Genomic DNA, 20560 nt, shown 5'->3' on the forward strand with positions numbered 1-20560 from the left:
GCAGGAGGCCAGCAGGTCACGCATGGGAACGCCGGAGTGCTGCTGTGGGCGAGGTGCGGGCATGGCGCCTCCTGAGTGGGGGCGGCGAGTTAGGTAGACCTAACTTCGGGCTGCCCACCATGTCATCACGCCCGGTCGGCCCGGCGCAATATCTTCCCGACGGCTTGTCGGAAAGTACGCAGGACCGTCCTCACCGGATCACATTCACCCGCACCCCGATCGTCGCGAAGTCCCACATCGCGTTGCCGTCCGCCCGCTCCTCGCGGATGCCCCCCGTCTTCACCGGTTCAGCGCCCATCGCCACCGCGTTGCTCCGGCCCACCGCCGCGCTGAAGCCGATCGCCACCCCGTCGACGCTGGTGAACCGCACGACATGCTCGACGGGCGCGCCGTCCGTCCCGGTGACCTCGTTCGACCGGGACGTCACCCAGTACAGCCCCGGCGGCGGATCCACGCTCCCGGGGTTGACGGCGAACGTCCGCCGCACCCGGTTTCCCGTGCCGACCAGCCAGACCCGGTCGTCGTCCACCGAGTACACGACCCGTTCACCCGTACCGGAGGCCCTGGGCAGGGCCGTCGGGTCGTGCGGGTCCCGCGGCGCCTTGCTCGCCGCCGCCGCGTGCGACGCGCTCGGCCCAGGGCGGCCCGCCAGGCCCGCCGGTACGGTCGTGTGCGCCTGGTAGGCGAGGAAGCCGACGGCTCCGACGGCCGCCGCGGTGAGGCCGGCCACGATCGCCGAGCTGGTCCCTGCCACGTGCGTCCACCTCTGCTCGCGTCACATATCGCACTTCGTACGCACTTATTACGTACTTCGTACTGACCGTAGCAGTGCGTGACCGTCCCGCCCGGGCGGCCATGCGGGAGGCGCGGGCGCCGTAGGCTGTTCGCGTGCTCTTGCTCGCTCTGGATACCGCCACCCCCGCCGTGACCGTCGCGCTGCACGACGGCACGCACGTCATCGCCTCGTCGAGCCAGGTGGACGCGCGCCGGCACGGAGAGCTGCTGCTGCCGGCCGTCGACCGTGTGCTCGCCGAGGCCGGGCTGAGGCTGGACGCCGTCACCGGGATCGCCGTGGGGACCGGACCCGGCCCCTACACGGGTCTGCGCGTCGGCCTGATGACCGCCGACACCTTCGGCCTGGCGCTCGGCGTCCCCGTGCACGGTGTGTGCACGCTCGACGCCCTCGCCTACGCCGCCGACATCGAGAAGGGCCCCTTCGTCGTGGCGACCGACGCCCGGCGCAAGGAGGTCTACTGGGCGACGTACGCCGACTCGCGCACCCGGCTGACCGAGCCGGCCGTGGACCGCCCGGCGGACATCGCCGAGCGGGTCGCCGGGCTCCCCGCCGTCGGCGCCGGCGCGCTGCTCTACCCGGACACGTTCCCGAGCGCCCACGAACCCGAGCACGTGTCCGCCGCCGCCCTGGCCTCGCTGGCCGCGGAGCGGCTGGCGGCCGGCGAGGAACTCCCGGCCCCACGCCCGCTGTACCTGCGCCGCCCCGACGCCCAGGTTCCCAAGAACTACAAGGTGGTCACCCCCAAGTGACGGGACCTCGACTGCGCGAGATGCGCTGGTGGGACATCGACCGCGTACTGGAGCTGGAGAAGGACCTCTTTCCCGAGGACGCCTGGTCGCGGGGCATGTTCTGGTCCGAGCTGGCCCACGCCCGGGGCCCCGAGGCCACCCGGCGCTACCTGGTCGCGGAGGCCGCGGAGGCCGCGGAGGTCGAAGAGGGCGGTACGACGGGCGACGGCGCGGGTGACGGCGGCCGGATCGTCGGGTACGCCGGGCTCGCCGCCTCCGGTGAGCTGGGCGACGTGCAGACCATCGCCGTGGCCCGCGACCAGCAGGGCACCGGCCTCGGCGGCCGGCTCCTCACCGAGCTGCTGCGCGCGGCGACCGACTTCGAGTGCGCCGAGGTGATGCTCGAATGCCGGGTCGACAACGTGCGCGCCCAGAAGCTCTACGAACGCTTCGGCTTCGCCCCGATCGGGTTCAGACGCGGCTACTACCAGCCGGGGAACGTGGACGCCCTGGTGATGCGGCTGACCGACCCCTCCTCTTCAGTGCAAGGAACCGAGATCAATGGCTGACGAACCTCTCGTCCTCGGCATCGAGACCTCCTGCGACGAGACCGGCGTCGGCATCGTCCGCGGCACCACCCTGCTCGCGGACGCCGTCGCCTCCAGCGTCGACGAGCACGCCCGTTTCGGCGGTGTCGTACCGGAGGTGGCGTCGCGGGCGCACCTGGAGGCGATGGTCCCCACCATCGACCGCGCCCTGCGGGAGGCGGGCGTGACCGCGCGGGACCTCGACGGCATCGCCGTCACCGCGGGCCCCGGACTCGCGGGTGCCCTGCTCGTCGGCGTCTCGGCGGCCAAGGCGTACGCCTACGCCCTCGGCAAGCCCCTCTACGGCGTCAACCACCTCGCCTCCCACATCTGCGTGGACCAGCTGGAGCACGGCGCGCTGCCCGAGCCGACGATGGCCCTGCTGGTGTCCGGCGGCCACTCCTCGCTGCTGCTGTCCACGGACATCACCTCCGACGTACGTCCGCTGGGAGCGACCATCGACGACGCGGCCGGCGAGGCCTTCGACAAGGTCGCCCGCGTCCTGAACCTGGGCTTCCCCGGCGGCCCGGTCATCGACCGGTATGCCCGTGAGGGCGACCCCGGGGCGATCGCCTTCCCGCGCGGCCTGACCGGCCCGCGCGACGCGGTGTACGACTTCTCCTTCTCCGGTCTGAAGACGGCCGTGGCCCGCTGGATCGAGGCCAAGCGGGCGGCCGGCGAGGAGGTCCCGGTCCGGGACGTGGCCGCCTCCTTCCAGGAGGCCGTGGTCGACGTGCTGACCCGCAAGGCCGTCCGGGCCTGCAAGGACCAGGGCGTCGACCACCTGATGATCGGCGGCGGCGTGGCCGCCAACTCCCGGCTGCGCGCACTCGCCCAGGAGCGCTGCGAGGGCGCCGGGATCCGGCTGCGCGTGCCCCGTCCCAAGCTGTGCACGGACAACGGCGCGATGGTCGCCGCGCTGGGCGCCGAGATGGTCGCCCGGAACCGGGCCGCCTCCAGCTGGGACCTGTCCGCCGACTCCTCCCTGCCGGTGACCGACCCGCACGTGCCGGGGCACGATCACGATCACGATCACGTGCACGAGGTCAGCAAGGAGAACCTGTACTCGTGACCGTCGCCCTGATGTGGGAGGCGCGGGCCGCCGAGGGCCGGGGCGCGGACCTGCTCGCCTGGGTACGGCGGCAGCCGCTCGTGCCCGAACCGCCGCGCCGGGAGACCTTCCGCGCCCCGCAGGACCGGGTGCTCGTCATCACGTGGTGGGACGCGCCCTACGACGCCCAGCTGCCCGAACTTCCCGAACCTGTGGGTGAGTTGGTGACCAGGGCGGTGCACCGGTGGCGGTTCGAGGCGGTGGAGGGCGAGCCGGCGGGCTGAACTGGCGCCGGACCGCCCGGTCAGGCTATGATCATCCCACGTGAACGGCTGGAACTCCGGTCCGGACACAGTGCGTTGGTGGTCCAAGGAAAGACGTCCCGCTTCCTGCGGGGAGATGCAGGTGCAAGGCCTGCCCGGCGCTCCATCGAAACCCCGTCCCCGGTCGCCCGGGGGCGGGGTTTTCGCTTAGCGGCCCAGGCCGGACGACGACGCTAACAGTCTTCACATAATGCAGACTTACGTTCGTCCCGTGACACGACACGACGAGCAGGGCACAGCGGGCATACGGGCGGGCGGAACACGGGCGGGCCGGCGGTCCAGGACGCTGAAGGCCGTCGGCATCGGCCTCGCCGGGGCCCTGGTGCTGGGGGCAGCCGCCGCGGGCTGGGCGTACTGGCACCTGAACAGCAACATCCGGAGCGTGGACATCAACAGCGCGCTCGGCGACGACCGGCCCGCGAAGGCGGTCGGCACCCCCTCCGCCTCGGCCACCGCCGCACCGCTGCCGAAGGGCGCCCTGAACATCCTGGTCCTCGGCTCGGACTCGCGCAGCGGCACGGCCGACGAGGAACTGGGCGGCGGGGACAGCGGCGGCGCCCGCTCCGACACGGCGATGGTGGTGCACGTCGACGCGGGCCGGACCTCGGCCACCGTCGTCAGCATCCCGCGCGACACCCTGGTCACCCGCCCGTCCTGCCCGCTGCCCTCCGGCGGGACGAGCAGGGTGTCGTACGGCTCGATGTTCAACAGCGCCTTCGAGCTGGGCGGGCCGGTGTGCGCGGTGAAGACCGTCGAGTCGATCACCCACGTCCGCATGGACCACTTCATCGAGATCGACTTCTCCGGCTTCGCGAAGCTGGTCGACGCGCTCGGCGGCGTCGACGTCACCACCACCCGCGACATCGACGACGACAAGAGCCACCTGCACCTCAAGGCCGGCACCCACCACCTCGACGGCACCCGGGCCCTGGCCCTGGCCCGCACCCGGCACGGCATCGGCGACGGCAGCGACCTGGGCCGCATAGGGCTTCAGCAGAAACTGGTGAAGGCGCTGCTCACCCGGGTCTCCACCACCGACCTGCTCACCGACCCCGCCAAGCTCTACCGCGTCGCCGACGCCGTCACCGCGAGCATCACCACGGACACCGGCCTGGACTCCATCGGCGAGCTGACGGAACTCGGCCGGAGCCTGAAGGGCCTGTCCGCCGACCGGGTCACCACGGTGATGATGCCCGTCGTCACGGCACCGTCCGACCCCAACCGGGTGGTGGCCGAGGAACCGGCGGCGAGCCACCTGTGGGCCTCGCTGCGCTGAGCCGGGCCGGGGCCGGGCCGGACCGAAAAAGATTCCTGAAGTTCTCCGGCGACCGCGTGTCGATCCGGGGCCCTCCCGTTCGACGCAGGGGTGAGCGGCGGGAAACGGACCCGCCGCCCGACCGGAGGAGTCACCATGCCCCGCTATCTGTCGCTCGTACGGATCGACGAGTCCACCGCCCCCGCCGGGGGCCCCAGCGAGGAGCTGATGCAGCGGATGGGCGCGCTGATCGAGGAGATCACCAAGGCCGGCGTCATGCTCGACACCGCCGGGCTGACCCCCGCCGCCCAGGGCACCCGGGTGCACTGGGAGGGCGGCAAGCTCTCCGTCACCGACGGGCCGTTCACCGAGTCCAAGGAGGTCATCGGCGGCTACGCGCTGATGCAGTGCAAGGACAAGGCGGAGGCGCTGGAGTGGGCCAAGCGGTTCCTGAAGGTCCACGAGGAGTACTGGACCGTGACCCTCGAGGTGCGGGAGATCGCCGAGGGCTGAGCCGGTCCTTGGCCGGCGCCCGCCGGGAGTGTTGCATGGGGGCTGTGGATCCACAGCCCCCGCAGTCCGCACCGCACTCTCCGCCGGCCGCCTCCTCGGCGGCGGAGCGGGTGATCGAGACGGTCTTCCGCCTGGAGTCCCCGAGGGTCGTCGCCGGCGTCGCCCGGATCGTCCGGGACGTCGGCATCGCCGAGGAACTGGCGCAGGACGCCCTGGTCGCCGCCCTGGAACGGTGGCCCCGGGACGGCGTGCCGGACAACCCCGGCGCCTGGCTCATGGCCACCGCCCGGCACCGCGCGGTCGATCTGGTCCGGCGTCGCGAGACGTACGCCCGCAAGCTCGCCGAGATCGGCCGCGACCTGGAGACCACGCCCCCGCCGCAGGAGCCCGCCGACCCGGACGACATCGACGACGACCTGCTCCGCCTGGTCTTCACGACCTGCCACCCGGTGCTGTCCCCCGAGGCCCGCACCGCCCTCACCCTGCGCCTGCTCGGCGGCCTGACGACGGCCGAGATCGCCCGCGCCTACCTGGTCCCGGAGCCGACCGTCGCGCAGCGCATCGTCCGCGCCAAGCGCACCCTCGCGACGAGGAACATCGCCTTCGAGGTGCCGTACGGCCCCGACCGCGAGGCCCGCCTCGGGTCCGTCCTGGACGTCATCTACCTGGTGTTCAACGAGGGGTACGCGGCCACCGAGGGCGACGACCTGCTGCGCCCCGGCCTGTGCGAGGACGCCCTGCGGCTGGCCCGGGTGCTGTCCGCCCTGATGCCCAAGGAGCCGGAGGTGCACGGCCTGACCGCGCTCCTGGAGTTCCAGGCCTCCCGGACGGCCGCCCGGACCGCCCCCGACGGCACCCCGGTGCTCCTGAGGGACCAGAACCGCAGCCGCTGGAACCGCCTGCTCATCGCCCGCGGCGTCGAGGCCCTCGGCCGGGCCGAGGCCACCGCCGCCGGACCGGCCCGGGGGCCGTACGTCCTCCAGGCGGCCATCGCCGCCTGCCACGCGCACGCCGACTCCTACGAGGAGACCGACTGGCCCACCATCGCCACCCTGTACGCGCTGCTGGCGGCCCGCGCCGGCTCCCCGGTGGTCGAACTCAACCGGGCGGTGGCGGTGTCCATGGCGCGGGGACCGGCCGAGGGACTCGCGGTCGTCGACGGTCTCGCCGCCGAACCCGCCCTGCGGGACTACCACTTGCTGCCCAGCGTGCGCGCCGACCTGCTGGCCCGCCTCGGCCGTACGGCGGAGGCCCGCGCCGAACTCGAACGGGCCGCGTCCCTGACCCGCAACGAACGCGAGCGTGACCTGCTGCTGCGCCGCGCGGCCGACCTCTGACCGGACGAACCCGCCGGGCGCCGGTCAGGCGGGGCGGCCGATCAGCATCGTCGGGGCGCCCGCCACCCGGGTCAGGAACACCGTGGCCGCGTTGGGCCCTTGGGGCTTGACCTTCCTGCGCAGCTCCTCGGGCTCGACGGCCGACCCGCGCTTCTTCACGGTCAGGACACCGACCTCGCGCTCCCGCAGCAGTGCCTTCAGCTTCTTCAGGTTGAAGGGGAGCTGGTCGGTGATCTCGTACACCGAGGCGTACGGGGTCACGTGCCGTTCGTCCGCCGTGACGTAGGCGATGGTGGGGTCGATCAGGCCGCCGTCCAGGTCGGCGGCCACCTCGGCGACCAGATGGGCGCGGATGACGGCGCCGTCGGGCTCGTACAAGTACCGTCCGACGGGACGTACTTCGGGGTCGGGCAGCATGGTGGCGGGCGAGGCCCACACGCCGGCCTCCGAGGGCAGCAGTACGGCCCGCCGCGCGCCCGGCGTCACCTGCGGGCCGAACCAGAGCACGGCCTCCTTGACGTCCCCCCGGTCCGAGATCCACTCGGCCTCGGCGTCCGCCGGGATCGCCTCGTGGGGGATGCCCGGCGCGATCTTCAGGGCCGCGCGCGGAGCCTTGCGGGCGGCCTCGACCGCCCAGGACAGCGGCGGTGAGTAGGCCTCCGGGTCGAAGACGCGGCCCCGGCCGCCCCGCCGGGCGGGGTCCACGAACACGGCGTCGTACGCGGCGGTGTCGACCTCGGTGACGTCCGCCTCCCGCACCTCGATCGGCCCGGCCAGCCCGAGCGCCTCGGCGTTGGCCCGCGCCACGGCGGCGGTCAGCGGGTCCCGGTCCACCGCGAGGACCTGGATCCCGGCGCGGGCGAGAGCGATCGCGTCGCCGCCGATGCCGCAGCACAGGTCGGCGACGGAGCGCACGCCCGACGCACGGAAGCACTCCGCCCGGTGCTCCGCCACGCTCGCCCTGGTCGACTGTTCGACCCCGTTCGAGGTGAAGAACATGCGCTTCGCGTCCCCGGCCGCGAACTTCGCCGCCGCCCGCTGCCGCAGCCGGGCCTGGCCGAGCGCGGCCGACACCAGGCCGGCGGGGTGCGTGCGGCGCAGCCGGGTGGCCACGGCGAGTTCGTCCGCCGGGGCCGTGCCGCGCACCTCGTCGAGGAGGGCCCGGCCCTCGGGGGTGAGCAGCGCGTGGAAGGAGGAGAGCTGGTCGTTCACCGGGTCATTGTGGGCCAGTCGGTGGATCGTGCGCCTCCGGCGGCGGTGTCGGGCCGGGTTCGGGGGTGTCGCCTGCGAGGATCCGGGCCCATGCGAGCAGTAGTACAAAATGACAAAAATCGGTCACGCTTCCGTAGAGCGGTCCACCGCCACGGAACCGTCGCACTGGCCACCGCCGCGCTGGCCTCCCTCTCCCTGGCCGCCGGCTGCGCCGCCCCCGGCACGGACGCCGGCCCCGCCCACGCCAAGAAGTCCGGTCAGGGCGGCCCCGCCCGCCACCTGGACTCCCGCGCCGCCCGCCTCGCCGCCGAACACACCCGGCTGGTCGCCGCGGCCAAGAAGTGGGGACTGGACCAGGTCCCGCTGACGCCCCCGGCGCCGCCCGCCGAGAAGCCGAAGATCACCGCCCGCCCCGGCTTCGAGGTCGACGGCCAGGTGGCGGACGACCTGCCGCCGGTCTTCACCACCATCCCCACCAAGCAGAAGATCGTCTTCCTCACCATCGACGACGGCTCCGAGAAGGACCCGAAGTTCCTCAAGATGATGAGCGACCTGAAGATCCCGTACACGGCCTTCCTCACCAACAAGGAGATCAAGGACGACTACGGGTACTTCCGGACGATGCAGGCCGAGGGCCACACCCTCAACAACCACACCCTCACCCACCCCTACCTGCCCGGACTCTCCTACGAGGAGCAGAAGCACGAGATCTGCGGCATGCAGGACATCATGAAGAAGCAGTTCGGCAAGGCGCCGACCGTACTGCGCCCGCCGTTCGGCAACTACAACCACGACACCCTCGTCGCCGCCAAGTCCTGCGGCATCAAGTACGCGCCCATCTGGGACGAGGAGGTCTACGTCGACCACTGGGAGTACCGCGAGGACGACCAGGACCTCCACCCCGGCGACATCGTCCTCACCCACTTCCGCGGCCTGGCGGACTGGGGCGGCAAGGGCACGATGGTCGACGACATGCGGCGCTTCCTGAACCGCGTCACCCACGACGGCTACGCGGTGGCCCGCCTGGAGGACTACCTGTGAGGCACCGGGGGCGGCGAGCGGGCGTCAGGTCCCGCCGCCACGCCGGGAACAGGGGCCTGGCCGCCGTACTCGCGGCGGCGACGCTCCTCCTCGCCGGGTGCGCCCAGTCCGTCGACCCGATCGAGCGGCTGGGCAAGAAGGCCGCCGAACGGGTACGGCCGGACGCGCCCGTCACCGTCCCCGGCCAGGCCTACCGCCACTGGGGCCTGACCGCCCCGCTCGCCCGCCCCCCGCTCCACCCGGCCCGCCCCCTCGCCGAGTTCTCCGCCGCCCCCGGCACCGCGGCCGGCCCTCCGGTCGTCGACCGCGTGCCCACCCGCGACAAGGTCGTCTTCCTCACCTACGACGACGGCGCCGGACAGGACCCACGCTTCGCCGACATGGTCCGCGAACTACGGCTCCCCGTCAGCATGTTCCTCACCGACCGCGTCCTCGGCCCCGGCTACGGCCACTTCGCCCGCCTGCGCTCGGTCGGCGCCGGCATCCAGAACCAGACCCTCGAACACCGCGCCCTCACCGGACTGCCGTACGCCGGTCAGCGCGCCGAGATCTGCGGCCAGCAGGACAAACTCAGGTCCCGCTTCGGCATCCGCCCGCACCTGTTCCGCCCGCCCTACGGCACGTACGACACCACGACCCTCCGCGCCGCCGCCGACTGCGGCATCACGGCCGTCGTCCTCTGGCGCGCCACCACGACCCCGAGCGGCCTCACCTACCGGCAGGGCGAGCACACCCTCCGGCCCGGCGACATCATCCACGTCCGGGGCCCGGCCCTGAGGGTTCGCACGAGCCGCGTACTGAGGAGGGTGGAGGAGCGGGGGCTGGCGGTGGGGCGGCTGGAGGACTACCTGTAGGAGACAGCCCGCGTTCCGGGACCATCCAGCCCGGCGGCGCCATCCAGCCCGGCCGGCGAGAACTTCAGCCCGTCCGGCGTCTGAGGACGAGGGCCGCAGGCCCGAAAGCGGGGGCGTGGGGGCGGCAGCCCCCGCACCGGCACCCGTCGCCCGGGCCACGAACCAACACCACGCACCCGGAACCCCCCGACGCGCCGCACGGCAACTGGCACTCCGCTTGACCGAGTGCTAATCGCAGTCATAGTCTCGGCTCTGGCACTCCCCACTGGAGAGTGCCAACACAGCGACGGGCAGGTCCGGCACCCGCGACGACGGATCCACCTGGTCGCCACCTCAGACAGTTAACCCCGTGAGATCTCCGAAGGGGGAGGTCGGATCGTGACGACCACCAGCTCCAAGGTTGCCATCAAGCCGCTCGAGGACCGCATCGTGGTCCAGCCGCTCGACGCCGAGCAGACCACCGCCTCTGGCCTGGTCATCCCGGACACCGCGAAGGAGAAGCCCCAGGAGGGCGCCGTCCTCGCCGTGGGTCCGGGTCGCTTCGAGAACGGCGAGCGCCTTCCGCTCGACGTCAAGGTCGGCGATGTCGTGCTGTACAGCAAGTACGGCGGCACCGAGGTGAAGTACAACGGCGAGGAGTACCTCGTCCTCTCGGCTCGCGACGTGCTCGCGATCATCGAGAAGTAATCACCTCCAAGCAACCTTCTGCTTGAGCTGCGCCCCTGGCCCCCGCGACCGATAACGAAGCCGGGCGTCCGGGGCGCAGTTGTCTTTACACCCACAGATTTCCGAGAGGGCTTCCGCTGTCATGGCGAAGATTCTGAAGTTCGACGAGGACGCCCGTCGCGCCCTTGAGCGCGGCGTCAACAAGCTGGCCGACACGGTGAAGGTGACGATCGGCCCCAAGGGCCGCAACGTCGTCATCGACAAGAAGTTCGGCGCCCCCACCATCACCAACGACGGCGTCACCATCGCCCGCGAGGTCGAGGTCGAGGACCCGTACGAGAACCTCGGCGCGCAGCTGGTGAAGGAGGTGGCGACCAAGACCAACGACATCGCGGGTGACGGCACCACCACCGCCACCGTGCTGGCGCAGGCCCTGGTCCGCGAGGGTCTGAAGAACGTGGCCGCGGGTGCCTCCCCGGCGCTGCTGAAGAAGGGCATCGACGCCGCGGTCAAGGCCGTCTCCGAGGACCTCCTCGCCACGGCCCGCCCGATCGACGAGAAGTCCGACATCGCCGCCGTAGCCGCGCTGTCCGCCCAGGACCAGCAGGTCGGCGAGCTGATCGCCGAGGCCATGGACAAGGTCGGCAAGGACGGTGTCATCACCGTCGAGGAGTCCAACACCTTCGGCCTGGAGCTGGACTTCACCGAGGGCATGGCCTTCGACAAGGGCTACCTGTCGCCGTACTTCGTGACGGACCAGGAGCGCATGGAGGCGGTCCTGGAGGACCCCTACATCCTCATCAACCAGGGCAAGATCTCCTCCATCCAGGACATGCTGCCGCTGCTGGAGAAGGTCATCCAGGCCGGTGCCTCCAAGCCCCTGCTGATCATCGCCGAGGACGTCGAGGGCGAGGCCCTGTCGACCCTGGTCGTCAACAAGATCCGCGGCACGTTCAACGCGGTCGCCGTCAAGGCCCCCGGCTTCGGTGACCGCCGCAAGGCGATGCTGCAGGACATGGCCGTCCTCACCGGCGCCACGGTCATCTCCGAGGAGGTCGGCCTCAAGCTCGACCAGGTCGGCCTGGACGTGCTCGGTTCCGCCCGCCGCGTCACCGTCACCAAGGACGACACCACGATCGTCGAGGGTGCCGGCAAGTCCGAGGACCTGACGGGCCGCGTCGCCCAGATCAAGGCCGAGATCGAGAACACGGACTCCGACTGGGACCGCGAGAAGCTCCAGGAGCGCCTCGCGAAGCTGGCCGGCGGCGTGTGCGTGATCAAGGTCGGCGCCGCCACCGAGGTGGAGCTGAAGGAGAAGAAGCACCGTCTGGAGGACGCCATCTCCGCGACCCGCGCCGCGGTCGAGGAGGGCATCGTCTCCGGTGGTGGCTCCGCGCTCGTCCACGCCGTGAAGGTGCTGGAGGGCAACCTCGGCAAGTCCGGCGACGAGGCCACGGGTGTCGCGGTCGTCCGCCGCGCCGCCGTCGAGCCGCTGCGCTGGATCGCGGAGAACGCGGGCCTGGAGGGCTACGTCATCGTCTCCAAGGTCGCCGAGCTGGAGAAGGGCAACGGCTACAACGCCGCGAGCGGTGAGTACGGCGACCTGGTCAAGGCCGGCGTCATCGACCCGGTCAAGGTGACGCGCTCCGCGCTGGAGAACGCCGCGTCGATCGCTTCGCTTCTGCTGACGACCGAGACGCTGGTCGTCGAGAAGAAGGAAGAGGAGGAGCCTGCGGCGGCTGGGCATGGTCATGGGCACGCCCACTGATCTGCTTCGCTGAAGCCACGGTGCCCAGTCCCCTGCGGGGGGCTGGGCACCGGTGTTTTTGTTCGGTCGGGCGTCTGCCCCGGGGGGTTTCGTCGCCGGGTACGGGCGCGTTGTGGCTTGTCGCGCAGTTCCCCGCGCCCCTTACGGGGCACGGTTCGTGCCTGGGTGCGGCGCCGTTGTGGTTGCTCGCGCCCGCGCGGCGGTAGCCGCAGATCGATACAGCCCCGCGCCCCTTTGGGGGCGCTGTCCTGCGCCGGAGTTGTCAGGTCGCCGGAGTGGGGCGGCGTAGGCGGGTCAGTACCAAGTGGGTCAGCATGCCGAACAACAGGCCCCAGAAGGCTGAGCCGATTCCGTGGAGGGTGATTCCTGAGGCGGTGGCGAGGAAGGTGATGAGGGCCGCTTCGCGGTCTTTTTCCTCGGTCATCGCTCCGGTGAGGCCGCCGGCCAGGGCACCGAAGAGGGCCACGCCGGCGATCGCGGCGATGAGTTCCTTGGGCAGGCCGGCGAACAGCACCACCAGGGTGGAGCCGAACAGTCCGATCAGGAGGTAGAAGGCGCCGCAGGAGACCCCGGCCACGTAGCGGCGGCGGGTGTCCTGGTGGGCCTCCGGGCCGGTGCAGATGGCGGCCGTGATGGCGGCCAGGTTGATCGCGTGCGAACCGAACGGCGCCAGGACGGTGGAGACCAGCCCGGTGGAGCCGATGAGCAGCCGGTCGTCCGCCCGGTAGCCGGCGGCGGCCAGCACTCCCATGCCGGGGGCGTTCTGCGAGCCGAGCGTCGCCAGGGTCAGCGGTACGGCGATGCCGATCAGGGAGGCGACGGAGAAGTGCGGCGCGGTGAACACCGGTGTGGCCAGTCCGACGCCGTCCAGGTGCACATGGAGCTTCGACGTGACCGCCGCGGCCACCACGCCCGCCGCCAGCGCGGCCAGCACCGCGTACCGGGGGGCCAGCCGCTTGCCGAGCAGATACACGACCAGCACCGAACCCGCGATGTACGGGGCGGACTTGAGTGAGGTGAACACTCCCGTCCCGAAGGAGAACAGGATGCCCGCGAGCATCGCGGAGACCACCGCCGACGGCACGTGCCGCATCAGCCGCCCGAACACCCCGGTCAGCCCGACGGCCGCGATCACCACGCCGCTGACCAGGAACGCGCCGATCGCCTCGCCATAGGAGTACGCGCCGAGGCTCGTGACCAGCAGGGCCGCGCCCGGTGTGGACCAGGCGGTGATGACCGGCATCCGGGTGCGCAGACTGAGGCCGATGCAGGTCAGGCCGCTGCCGATGGAGATGGCCCAGACCCAGGAACTGGTCTGGCCGGTGCTCAGGTGCCCCCGGGAAGCCGCGGCCAGCACGATGACCAGCGGCCCCGAGTACGACACCACGACGGCGATGAACCCGGCGAGAACGGCGGAGACGGACGCGTCGCGCCAGAGTCCCGGCCGGTGTTCGCCGCCGTCCTCGGCCGACGGGTCGTCGGTGGCCGGGGCGGCCTCCCCGCCGGACGGGGTGCCGTCCTGCGGGGTGCCGTCCTGCGAGGTGCCGTCCAGTGAGGGGCCGGATGCCGGGGGGTGGGGGGTGCGGGTCTCAGGGTTCAACGGTCTTCCTTCACGGCCCGCTCCAGGGCCTGTTCGAGGTCGGCGACGAGGTCCGCCGGGTTCTCCAGGCCCACCGAGATGCGCAGCATGTCCTTGGGGGAGGTGCTGTCCGGACCCTCGAAGGTATAGCGGTGTTCGATGAGGCTTTCCACCCCGCCCAGAGAAGTGGCTCGAATGAACAGCTCGCAGTTCTGGGCGGTGCGCAGCGAGCGCTGCCACTCCCCGTCCACGTGCAGCGAGAGCATGCCGCTGAATCCACCGGTCATCTGTTGGGCGGCGATGGCGTGTCCGGGGTCGCCGGGCAGCCCCGGGTAGGCGACCTTGCGGATCAGCGGGTGCTCGGCGAAGTGCTCGGCGAGGGCCTGCGCGGTGGCCGAGATCTGCCGCATCCGGGGGAACAGGGTGCGTATGCCGCGCATGAGGAGATAGGTCTCCAGCGGTCCGAGCATCGGGCCGGTGAGCCTGCGGTGCAGTTGTAGCCGCTCCCACAGTGCGGCGGCCCGCTCGCCCGGTTCCGGGGCCAGGACCAGCAGGCCCGCCACCACGTCGGTGTGACCGTTGAGGTACTTGGTCCCGGAGTGCATGACGATGTCGGCACCGAGCCCGAAGGGCTTGGAGTGGACCGGCGTGGGCACGGTGTTGTCGACGCCGAACAGGGCTCCGGCCTCCCGTGCCAGCCTGCCGACCGCGGCGATGTCCGTCACCGTCCACGTCGGGTTCGCCGGGGACTCCGCCCACACCAGGCGGGTCGGGGCGGCGGACACGGCGGCGGCGACCGCGTCCAGGTCGTCCATCGGCACCTGGACCACGTCGAGACCCTGCTCCGTGCCGAACTCCAGGAGCCACTTGGTGAGTCCGAAGTACATCGTCCGCGGTACGACGACCCGGGAACCGGCGGGCAGTACCTGGAAGACGGCGGTCGCGGCGGCCATCCCGGAGGAGAACAGCAGTCCCCGGGAGCCGCCCTCCAGGGCCGCCACCACGTCCTCGACCTGCTCGTATCCCGGCGCGCCCTGGTCCCGCAGGTAGGCCAGTCCCGCCGGGGCGCGGTACTGGTCGTCGCGGGCGTAGGTGGCGCCCATGCTGATGGCGGGCGGCACGGCGCCGGTGGTGGGGGAGCGCCAGCCGTCTCCCTGGGCGGCCCGCGTCTCCACGTGGTACGTGTGCGTCCAGGGGGTGTACTTCTCGCGGTTGCTCATCGGTTCCTCTTGTCGGTCTCGGTCGGCCGGCGGTCGGTGGCGGGGTGTCCGCTGTCGGTCCGGTGCCCGGTCAGCTCCGGCAGCGCCGTGGTGAGGGCCAGTTCCGCGTCCTTCAGCGCACGCGAGGGTGCGCCGGGGGAGGGGACGTAGTGGTTGTAGTAGCTGGAGCCCTCCGTGTGGGGGCCCAGGAAGAACAGGCGGGGCTGGACCGCGCCGGTCCGGCAGATGCCCTGGCCCTGCCGGTTGACGTCCAGTCCCGGCAGGCTGGTCCGGCCCGCGGTGCGGGTGCGGGCGCGGCCGGCCCGGACCAGGCGGCGCAGCAGCGAGCCGGTGACCAACTCGGCCGGGGGCTCGGTGACATGGGCGTGCACCACGTGGTCGACCTCCACGGCGGTGTGCCGCTCCAGCAGGGTCGACTCCAGCCGCCAGGGGCCGCCGCCGGACGGCGGGACGACCTTCGGCGCGGGTCCGGGCCCGAGCCGCACCACGCCCGCGTCGAGCAGGGAGAGGAGCTCCGCCGAGCGGTCGAGCTGCGGGCCGATCACCAGGCGGTTCACCAGCGGGGCGAACGTGCCGAAGAAGTACGCCGACGACTCCTCGTCCAGTCCCGGCGCGTCGACGGCGGCCCGCAGCACGTCACGGTGGTCGCGCAGGACCTCCAGGGCCTCCTTCAGCGGGCTGACCCCGAGGCCGGCCCGTGCCTCCGCGAGGTCGTCCTCGATCGCGGTGGTGAAGTGGGCGGCGTAGTCGTCGGGTCCGGGCCATGACCGGGCGGGCGCCTCGGTGACGTCCGTGGGCGGCGTGGCCGTACCGGTCAGCAGGTCGCGGACCGGGGCCGGGCCGAACCGTGCGCGCAGTGCGCCCAGTTGCCGCTCGAAGCCCGACTCGCCTGCGTCGTGCGCCAGTTCGGCGGCGGCGCGCTCGGCGTCGGCCGGGCGCCCGCCGAGGGCCCGGGCCAGCAGGGTGCGGTACCAGGCGAGTTCCATCTCGGCGACGACCAGCGGCAGTACGTCCTCGGTGAAGTGCAGCCTGCCGTCCGGGCGCTGGGCGCGCAGTGCGGCCAGCCGCGGCTCGGTCAGCGCGATCGGTACGGGGCGGATCCGGCCGGGGTTGAGGTGCGGCCGGCTCCGTGCGGGCAGCCCGGAGCGGTTGGCCAGCACGATGAGGGGTTCACGGCCGCCGCGTTCGTAGCGCAGCCGTTCGCCGTCGCGGACGTGCCGGCCGCCGCGGCCCACGGTGAGGGTGGCGATCACGTCCATGGCCGTCAGCCCGGTGCCGAGGACCGCGACCCGGTCGCCGGGGGCGACCGACTCGACGGCGTCGGGCAGCGGGTAGGGGCGGCCGATCGACCGCGGCGCGTCCGCGGGCGGTGGCGGCACGTGGAGGGAGTGATGTCCGACGGTGACGAAGACGGCGTCGGCGGTGATACGGCCGCCGTCGGCGAGGACGACCGTCTCGCGGGCGTCACCGGCTGCCCCGCCGGCGTCACCGGCTGCCCCGTTCGAGTCACCGGAGAGGACGTCGGTCGCCGTGGTCGTGTGCCGGACCAGGGTCAGGCAGTCGGGCGCGGCCTCCGTGATGCGCTGGGCGGCCCAGGTGAGGTATTCGCTCAGCAGCCGGCGGGGCAGGAAGTCGTTGGGCCTGATCTGCCGGCCGCGGCCGGGCCGTACGGTGAACCCGTCCTCGTCCAGGCGCAGGTCGCGCTCCAGGCACCAGGTGTGGAGCGACGGCCCGGGCAGTGGCGCGGGGCCGTCGACCATGTCCGCGTCCGCGAACGCCGTGAGCTGTGCGCACACGGTGTTCAGCAGCAGGTGGTCGGGGTCGTCGGCGCGGTGGAACCCGGGGCCCGGAGGGTCGGGGTCCACCAGGTGCACGACCAGCGGGAACGGGCGCGCGAGGGTGTGGGAGATCAGCCGTTCCAGCACACCGAGCCCGCGCGACCCCGCCCCGATGATCACCACCGACGTGGGCGCCGGGGTCGGGGAGGGACCCTCTGTCGTCGTCACCACCGGCTCGTCTCCCCGAAGAAGTCCGGCACCGCCAGTGCCGTGCCGTCGGCGCGTGCCTGGGTGAGGACGTGGGCGCCGACGGCCAGGTCGAGGACGCCGAGTCCGAAGGGGGAGAAGATCACCGGCCGGCCGGGGGTGAGCTTCACCCGGCCGTTCAGTACGCCCGCGAGGGTGCCGGTGACGAACGAGCGGGAGCCGGAGAGCTGTTCGGCGAGATGCGGGGAGGTGTTGGCCTTCAGGCAGTGGTCGACGTCGTCGAGGATGTTGTCGGCGGCCAGGACCACTTCGGGCGTGAGATCCCGCAGGGAGATGTTCAGGACGACCTGGTCCGCGCGGAACGGCGGGGTCACGTACGGTTCGAGCGCCGTCGTGGCGAACACGACGGTGTCCGCGGCCAGGGCGGTGTCACGGTCGGCGGTGAACGAGGCGGGGCGGCCCTGGGTGATGCGGATGTGGTCGGCGAGTGCGCGGCCGGACGCCTCGTCGATGTCGTGGACCACGTAGGAGTCCGGGGCGCAGCCCGCCGCGTGCAGGTAGTCGCAGATGGTGCGGGCGATGACTCCGCCGCCCACGACCGCGATGGTGGTGCCCGGGTAGCCGCCCGGCCGCAGCGTGCGGGCGGCCACGGCGGCCGAGGCGGCGGTGCGCGCGGCACTGATCCCGGCGGCTTCGAGGCAGGCGACCGGGTAGCCGGTCTCGTAGTCGTTGAGGACGAGGACCGCCGAGGCCCGGGGGAGACCGGACGCGGTGTTCTTCGGGAAGCTGGCGATCCACTTGATGCCGGCCAGCTGTACGTCGTCGCCGAGGAAGGCGGGCAGCGCGATGATCCGCGAGTCCGGCTTGTCGGGGAAACGCAGGAAATAGCTGTCGGGGTTGACGGAGTCGCCCCGCTCGTGGGCGACGTACGCGCGTTCCACGATGTCCAGGACCGCACTGCGGGAATTCAGCAGGATTTCGCGCACGGCTTTACCCGTGACGATGTCGAAGTCGAACACTTTTCCCCCTTCTCGGGCGTGCGCGCCCGAGATATTGCACTGTCGATGTCGCTGTTGATTCCGCTGTCGATTTCGTTGTCGCGTCAGGCGCCGATGCCGGTGCTCATTTCCGCGTCGATCTCCGCGGGCCAGCGCTCGGACACCCATCGGTCGTCGTAGAGGGTGTCGAGATAGCGGTCGCCGAAGTCCGGCGAAATGGCCACCACGATGCTGCCGTCCGGGATGTCTTTCGCGGCCATCTGCACGGCGGCGAGGACGGTGCCCGTCGAGCCGCCGAAGAGCAGTCCGCGTTCCCTGGCGAGGGCGTGGCACATGTCGACGGAGGCGGATTCGGGGACGAGCACGAGGTCGTCCACCAGGGCCGGGTCGAGGATCTCGGGCCGTCTGCTGGTGCCCAGCCCGGGGATGTGCCGCCGGGCGGGCGGTCCGCCGAAGGTGACCGAGCCGACGCTGTCGACGGCGACGATGCGGGTGGTCGGGCTGTGCCGGCGCAGGTACGCCCCGCAGCCCATCAGGGTCCCCGTGGTCCCCGCGCCGACGAACACGTAGTCGGCGTGGCCGATGTGCTCGAAGATGGCCCGGCCGGTGCGGTCCCGGTGGGCCCGGGGGCCCGCGGGGTTGGCGTACTGGTTGAGCCAGTGCGTGTGCGGGTCGCGGCGCAGGCGCCGCCTGATGTAGTCGATCCGGGACTGCAGGAAGCCGCCGTTCGCGTCGGGGGCGTCGATGACGACGACCTCGGCGCCGAGCGTCCGCATCAGCTGGACCGACTGGCGGTTGGCGTTCGGGTCGGTGACGCAGGTGAGCGCGTAGCCCTTGGCCGCGCACACCATGGCCAGCGCGACCCCGAGGTTTCCGGAGGTCGATTCGATCAGTCTGGTCCGCGGAAAGGTGCGGCCCGATTTCGCGATCTGCTCCTCGGCGTCCCGGACGAGCGCTATCGCCGTCTTGAGTTTGACGGATCCTGCCGGATTCAGGCCTTCCAGTTTGAGATAGAGCGAGCTTCCCGGTACGAGTTGGTCGAGTCGGACGAAGACGTCGTCCAGTACGAGATCGTAGACTTCTTCCGCTATCACAAGATTCCAAACCGTGGAGTCGGGGCGAGCGCAGGGCGATGCGCCGGCTGCGGCTGCTCCGTGGGCTTGTCGGCGGTGAACGCCGGGTGTGCGCATGCAGAAGGGTGTTCTCTGTTCCCCCTGTGGCCGCGAACCCCCGTTCGCTGTGCGGCCATATCAATCCTGACACGCGATGGTGCCTGGAATCAACCAATTTCAGTAGCCGAAAAAAGTTGAGCGACGAACAATTGTCGGACGGCGAAAAGGAACTAAGAATTCCGCCACCACCTGACGGAATTCCTTATTCCGAACTCAACCTGGGCGTCGGGCCCAGCGGTCCGGCGGTGGTCTCAGTGGCCGGCGGCCGCCGGCTCGGCGGCGACCCGCTCGGTCCGCTCCTCCGCGTCGGCCAGCCAGAAGAAGACGGGCGGCAGGGCGACCTCGATCGCGGTGAGCGCGAGCTGGAACCACTGCGGCCGGCCCGCCACCGCGAGGGAGAGGAACCGGCCCGCCGCGCCCAGCAGGAAGACGCCGGCCAGCCATCGCACCACCTGTGCCGGGATCGGCCGCTGGCGCGCGGCCCAGATCCACGCCAGCCCGTACCCGACGAAGCTGGCGCCCATGAACCGCCCCCAGCTGTCGATGGTCGGGCCGGCCGAACCGGCCCCGGGGATGGCCGCGTTGCCGAGGGCCACGTGGAACAGGCCGATGGCCACACTGGACCAGCCCATCAGCTGGGTGAGCGTACGCAGAGCCCTTGCCATGATCCCTCCGAACCGTGCCGGTCGTCTGGTTGACATGTGTCTACTAGTAGCGTGGGGGCACTGGTAGACACGTGTCAAGTAACCTGGGGGCGTGCCTCCCCGCCAGCGCCTCAGCCCCGCCGACCGCCGCGCGCAGCTCCTCGCCGTCGGAGCGCGGCTCTTCGCGGCCCGTCCCTACGACGACGTGCTGATGGAGGAGGTCGCAGAGGAGGCCCGCGTCTCCCGGGCCCTGCTCTACCGTCACTTCCCCAGCAAGCACGCCCTGTTCGCGGCCGTCTACCAGGAGGCCGCCGACCGGCTGCTCGCCGAGACCCGGCTCGATCCGGCCGACTCCCTGGTGGAGCAGCTCGTCCAGGGCATGGACGTCCACCTCGACTACTTCGTCGCCAACCGCAGCGCGGTCCTCGCGGCCAACCGCGTCCTCGCGGGCGACCCCGTCATCCAGACGATCATGACGAACGAGCTGGACACACTCCGTGCCCGGCTGCTCGCCGTGCTCCCCCTCGCGGACGAGCACACCCGCGAGGCCGTGTCCGGCGTCCTCAAGAGCTGGCTGGTCTTCGTCCAGGTCCTCTGCGTCGACTGGCTCACCCACGAGACCTGCACCCGCACCGAGTTGCGCGACATCTGCGTCGGCGCGGTCATCGGCGCGCTGCGGCCCCTGTTCGCGGAGGACCCCGCACCTGAGTGGCCGTCACGGCAGAGCGACACCGGGGTCTAGCCGCGGGCCGGGCCGCGGTCACCGCGCGCACGTCTTCGGCCGAAGCCATCGCGGACGGGCACGAACCGGGCCATCATCGTCGGGGAACG

Annotated in this window: 20 protein-coding genes and 1 tRNA gene; 13 read left to right on the forward strand and 8 right to left on the reverse strand. The window is 71.8% G+C overall.

The window, feature by feature from the left end; translation table 11 throughout:
* Positions 1-190 precede the first annotated feature (190 nt).
* On the reverse strand, positions 191-754 hold the full coding sequence (locus ABZ854_RS01235) for a hypothetical protein (RefSeq protein ID WP_361202399.1): 564 nt from the start codon (positions 752-754) through the stop codon (positions 191-193).
* Between the two features lie 134 nt (positions 755-888).
* On the opposite strand from ABZ854_RS01235, the gene tsaB reads away from it, so the two are divergent.
* From tsaB to ABZ854_RS01275, 8 genes are all read left to right on the forward strand, one after another.
* Positions 889-1545, forward strand: a complete 657-nt coding sequence (tsaB, locus tag ABZ854_RS01240) for a tRNA (adenosine(37)-N6)-threonylcarbamoyltransferase complex dimerization subunit type 1 TsaB (protein WP_361202401.1) — start codon at positions 889-891, stop codon at positions 1543-1545.
* Between the two features lie 20 nt (positions 1546-1565).
* The gene (gene rimI, locus ABZ854_RS01245) at positions 1566-2093 is read left to right on the forward strand and encodes a ribosomal protein S18-alanine N-acetyltransferase (RefSeq protein ID WP_361202783.1); all 528 of its coding nucleotides are present in this window, start codon (positions 1566-1568) and stop codon (positions 2091-2093) included.
* Positions 2086-3183: a tRNA (adenosine(37)-N6)-threonylcarbamoyltransferase complex transferase subunit TsaD gene (gene tsaD, locus ABZ854_RS01250; protein ID WP_361202403.1), complete on the forward strand. Its 1098-nt coding sequence runs from the start codon at positions 2086-2088 to the stop codon at positions 3181-3183. The genes rimI and tsaD overlap by 8 nt, the downstream gene beginning before the upstream one ends.
* Positions 3180-3446, forward strand: coding sequence for a hypothetical protein (locus ABZ854_RS01255; RefSeq protein ID WP_361202405.1), 267 nt, complete (start codon positions 3180-3182; stop codon positions 3444-3446). The genes tsaD and ABZ854_RS01255 overlap by 4 nt, the downstream gene beginning before the upstream one ends.
* Positions 3447-3518: 72 nt before the next feature.
* Positions 3519-3591, forward strand: a tRNA-Arg gene (locus tag ABZ854_RS01260).
* Between the two features lie 105 nt (positions 3592-3696).
* Positions 3697-4761, forward strand: coding sequence for an LCP family protein (locus ABZ854_RS01265; RefSeq protein WP_361202407.1), 1065 nt, complete (start codon positions 3697-3699; stop codon positions 4759-4761).
* Positions 4762-4896: 135 nt separating this feature from the next.
* Positions 4897-5253, forward strand: a complete 357-nt coding sequence (locus tag ABZ854_RS01270) for a YciI family protein (protein ID WP_361202409.1) — start codon at positions 4897-4899, stop codon at positions 5251-5253.
* A 35-nt stretch (positions 5254-5288) separates the two neighbouring features.
* Positions 5289-6590, forward strand: a complete 1302-nt coding sequence (locus ABZ854_RS01275) for a sigma-70 family RNA polymerase sigma factor (protein ID WP_361202411.1) — start codon at positions 5289-5291, stop codon at positions 6588-6590.
* A gap of 24 nt (positions 6591-6614) precedes the next feature.
* On the opposite strand, the gene ABZ854_RS01280 is transcribed toward ABZ854_RS01275, so the two are convergent.
* Positions 6615-7802, reverse strand: coding sequence for a class I SAM-dependent methyltransferase (locus ABZ854_RS01280; RefSeq protein WP_361202413.1), 1188 nt, complete (start codon positions 7800-7802; stop codon positions 6615-6617).
* A 90-nt stretch (positions 7803-7892) separates the two neighbouring features.
* Between ABZ854_RS01280 and ABZ854_RS01285 the strand changes: the two genes are divergently transcribed.
* The 4 genes from ABZ854_RS01285 to groL all read left to right on the forward strand — a co-directional run bounded on the left by ABZ854_RS01285 (position 7893) and on the right by groL (position 12131).
* A complete protein-coding gene (locus ABZ854_RS01285; protein WP_361202415.1) occupies positions 7893-8843 on the forward strand; it encodes a polysaccharide deacetylase family protein in 951 nt (316 codons plus the stop codon).
* Positions 8844-8899: 56 nt separating this feature from the next.
* Positions 8900-9697, forward strand: a complete 798-nt coding sequence (locus ABZ854_RS01290; RefSeq protein WP_361202786.1) for a polysaccharide deacetylase family protein — start codon at positions 8900-8902, stop codon at positions 9695-9697.
* Between the two features lie 378 nt (positions 9698-10075).
* Positions 10076-10384 carry a co-chaperone GroES gene (groES, locus tag ABZ854_RS01295; RefSeq protein ID WP_020132158.1) on the forward strand — a complete coding sequence of 103 codons (309 nt, stop codon included), beginning with the start codon at positions 10076-10078 and terminating at the stop codon, positions 10382-10384.
* A 121-nt stretch (positions 10385-10505) separates the two neighbouring features.
* A complete protein-coding gene (gene groL / locus ABZ854_RS01300; protein WP_361202416.1) occupies positions 10506-12131 on the forward strand; it encodes a chaperonin GroEL in 1626 nt (541 codons plus the stop codon).
* 262 nt (positions 12132-12393) lie between these two features.
* On the opposite strand, the gene ABZ854_RS01305 is transcribed toward groL, so the two are convergent.
* From ABZ854_RS01305 to ABZ854_RS01330, 6 genes are all read right to left on the reverse strand, one after another.
* Positions 12394-13731, reverse strand: coding sequence for a benzoate/H(+) symporter BenE family transporter (locus ABZ854_RS01305; RefSeq protein ID WP_361202417.1), 1338 nt, complete (start codon positions 13729-13731; stop codon positions 12394-12396).
* Positions 13728-14930 (reverse strand): PLP-dependent aspartate aminotransferase family protein, encoded by a 1203-nt coding sequence (locus ABZ854_RS01310; RefSeq protein WP_361202419.1) that lies wholly within the window; start codon positions 14928-14930, stop codon positions 13728-13730. Before ABZ854_RS01310 ends, ABZ854_RS01305 begins: the two co-directional genes overlap by 4 nt.
* Positions 14927-16936 carry an FAD/NAD(P)-binding protein gene (locus ABZ854_RS01315; RefSeq protein ID WP_361202421.1) on the reverse strand — a complete coding sequence of 670 codons (2010 nt, stop codon included), beginning with the start codon at positions 16934-16936 and terminating at the stop codon, positions 14927-14929. The genes ABZ854_RS01310 and ABZ854_RS01315 overlap by 4 nt, the downstream gene beginning before the upstream one ends.
* The gene (sbnB, locus tag ABZ854_RS01320; protein ID WP_361202422.1) at positions 16933-17934 is read right to left on the reverse strand and encodes a 2,3-diaminopropionate biosynthesis protein SbnB; all 1002 of its coding nucleotides are present in this window, start codon (positions 17932-17934) and stop codon (positions 16933-16935) included. The genes ABZ854_RS01315 and sbnB overlap by 4 nt, the downstream gene beginning before the upstream one ends.
* Positions 17935-18017: 83 nt before the next feature.
* Positions 18018-19007 (reverse strand): 2,3-diaminopropionate biosynthesis protein SbnA, encoded by a 990-nt coding sequence (gene sbnA / locus ABZ854_RS01325; RefSeq protein ID WP_361202424.1) that lies wholly within the window; start codon positions 19005-19007, stop codon positions 18018-18020.
* A 329-nt stretch (positions 19008-19336) separates the two neighbouring features.
* The gene (locus tag ABZ854_RS01330) at positions 19337-19750 is read right to left on the reverse strand and encodes a DUF4345 domain-containing protein (protein WP_361202426.1); all 414 of its coding nucleotides are present in this window, start codon (positions 19748-19750) and stop codon (positions 19337-19339) included.
* 91 nt (positions 19751-19841) lie between these two features.
* Here ABZ854_RS01330 and ABZ854_RS01335 point away from each other — a divergent pair, with 91 nt between their 5' ends.
* A complete protein-coding gene (locus ABZ854_RS01335) occupies positions 19842-20471 on the forward strand; it encodes a TetR/AcrR family transcriptional regulator (RefSeq protein ID WP_361202428.1) in 630 nt (209 codons plus the stop codon).
* The last annotated feature ends 89 nt before the right edge of the window (positions 20472-20560 follow it).

This window comes from Streptomyces sp. NPDC047028, assembly GCF_040644095.1.
In the GTDB taxonomy this organism is placed as follows: Bacteria; Actinomycetota; Actinomycetes; order Streptomycetales; family Streptomycetaceae; genus Streptomyces.

Coding starts and splice junctions, on each gene's coding strand:
- rimI (WP_361202783.1), top strand. CDS start 1,566: ATGCGCTGGTGGGACATCGACCGCGTACTGGAGCTGGAGAAGGACCTC.
- tsaD (WP_361202403.1), top strand. CDS start 2,086: ATGGCTGACGAACCTCTCGTCCTCGGCATCGAGACCTCCTGCGACGAG.
- ABZ854_RS01270 (WP_361202409.1), top strand. CDS start 4,897: ATGCCCCGCTATCTGTCGCTCGTACGGATCGACGAGTCCACCGCCCCC.
- ABZ854_RS01275 (WP_361202411.1), top strand. CDS start 5,289: ATGGGGGCTGTGGATCCACAGCCCCCGCAGTCCGCACCGCACTCTCCG.
- ABZ854_RS01285 (WP_361202415.1), top strand. CDS start 7,893: ATGCGAGCAGTAGTACAAAATGACAAAAATCGGTCACGCTTCCGTAGA.
- groL (WP_361202416.1), top strand. CDS start 10,506: ATGGCGAAGATTCTGAAGTTCGACGAGGACGCCCGTCGCGCCCTTGAG.
- ABZ854_RS01310 (WP_361202419.1), bottom strand. CDS start 14,930: ATGAGCAACCGCGAGAAGTACACCCCCTGGACGCACACGTACCACGTG.
- ABZ854_RS01330 (WP_361202426.1), bottom strand. CDS start 19,750: ATGGCAAGGGCTCTGCGTACGCTCACCCAGCTGATGGGCTGGTCCAGT.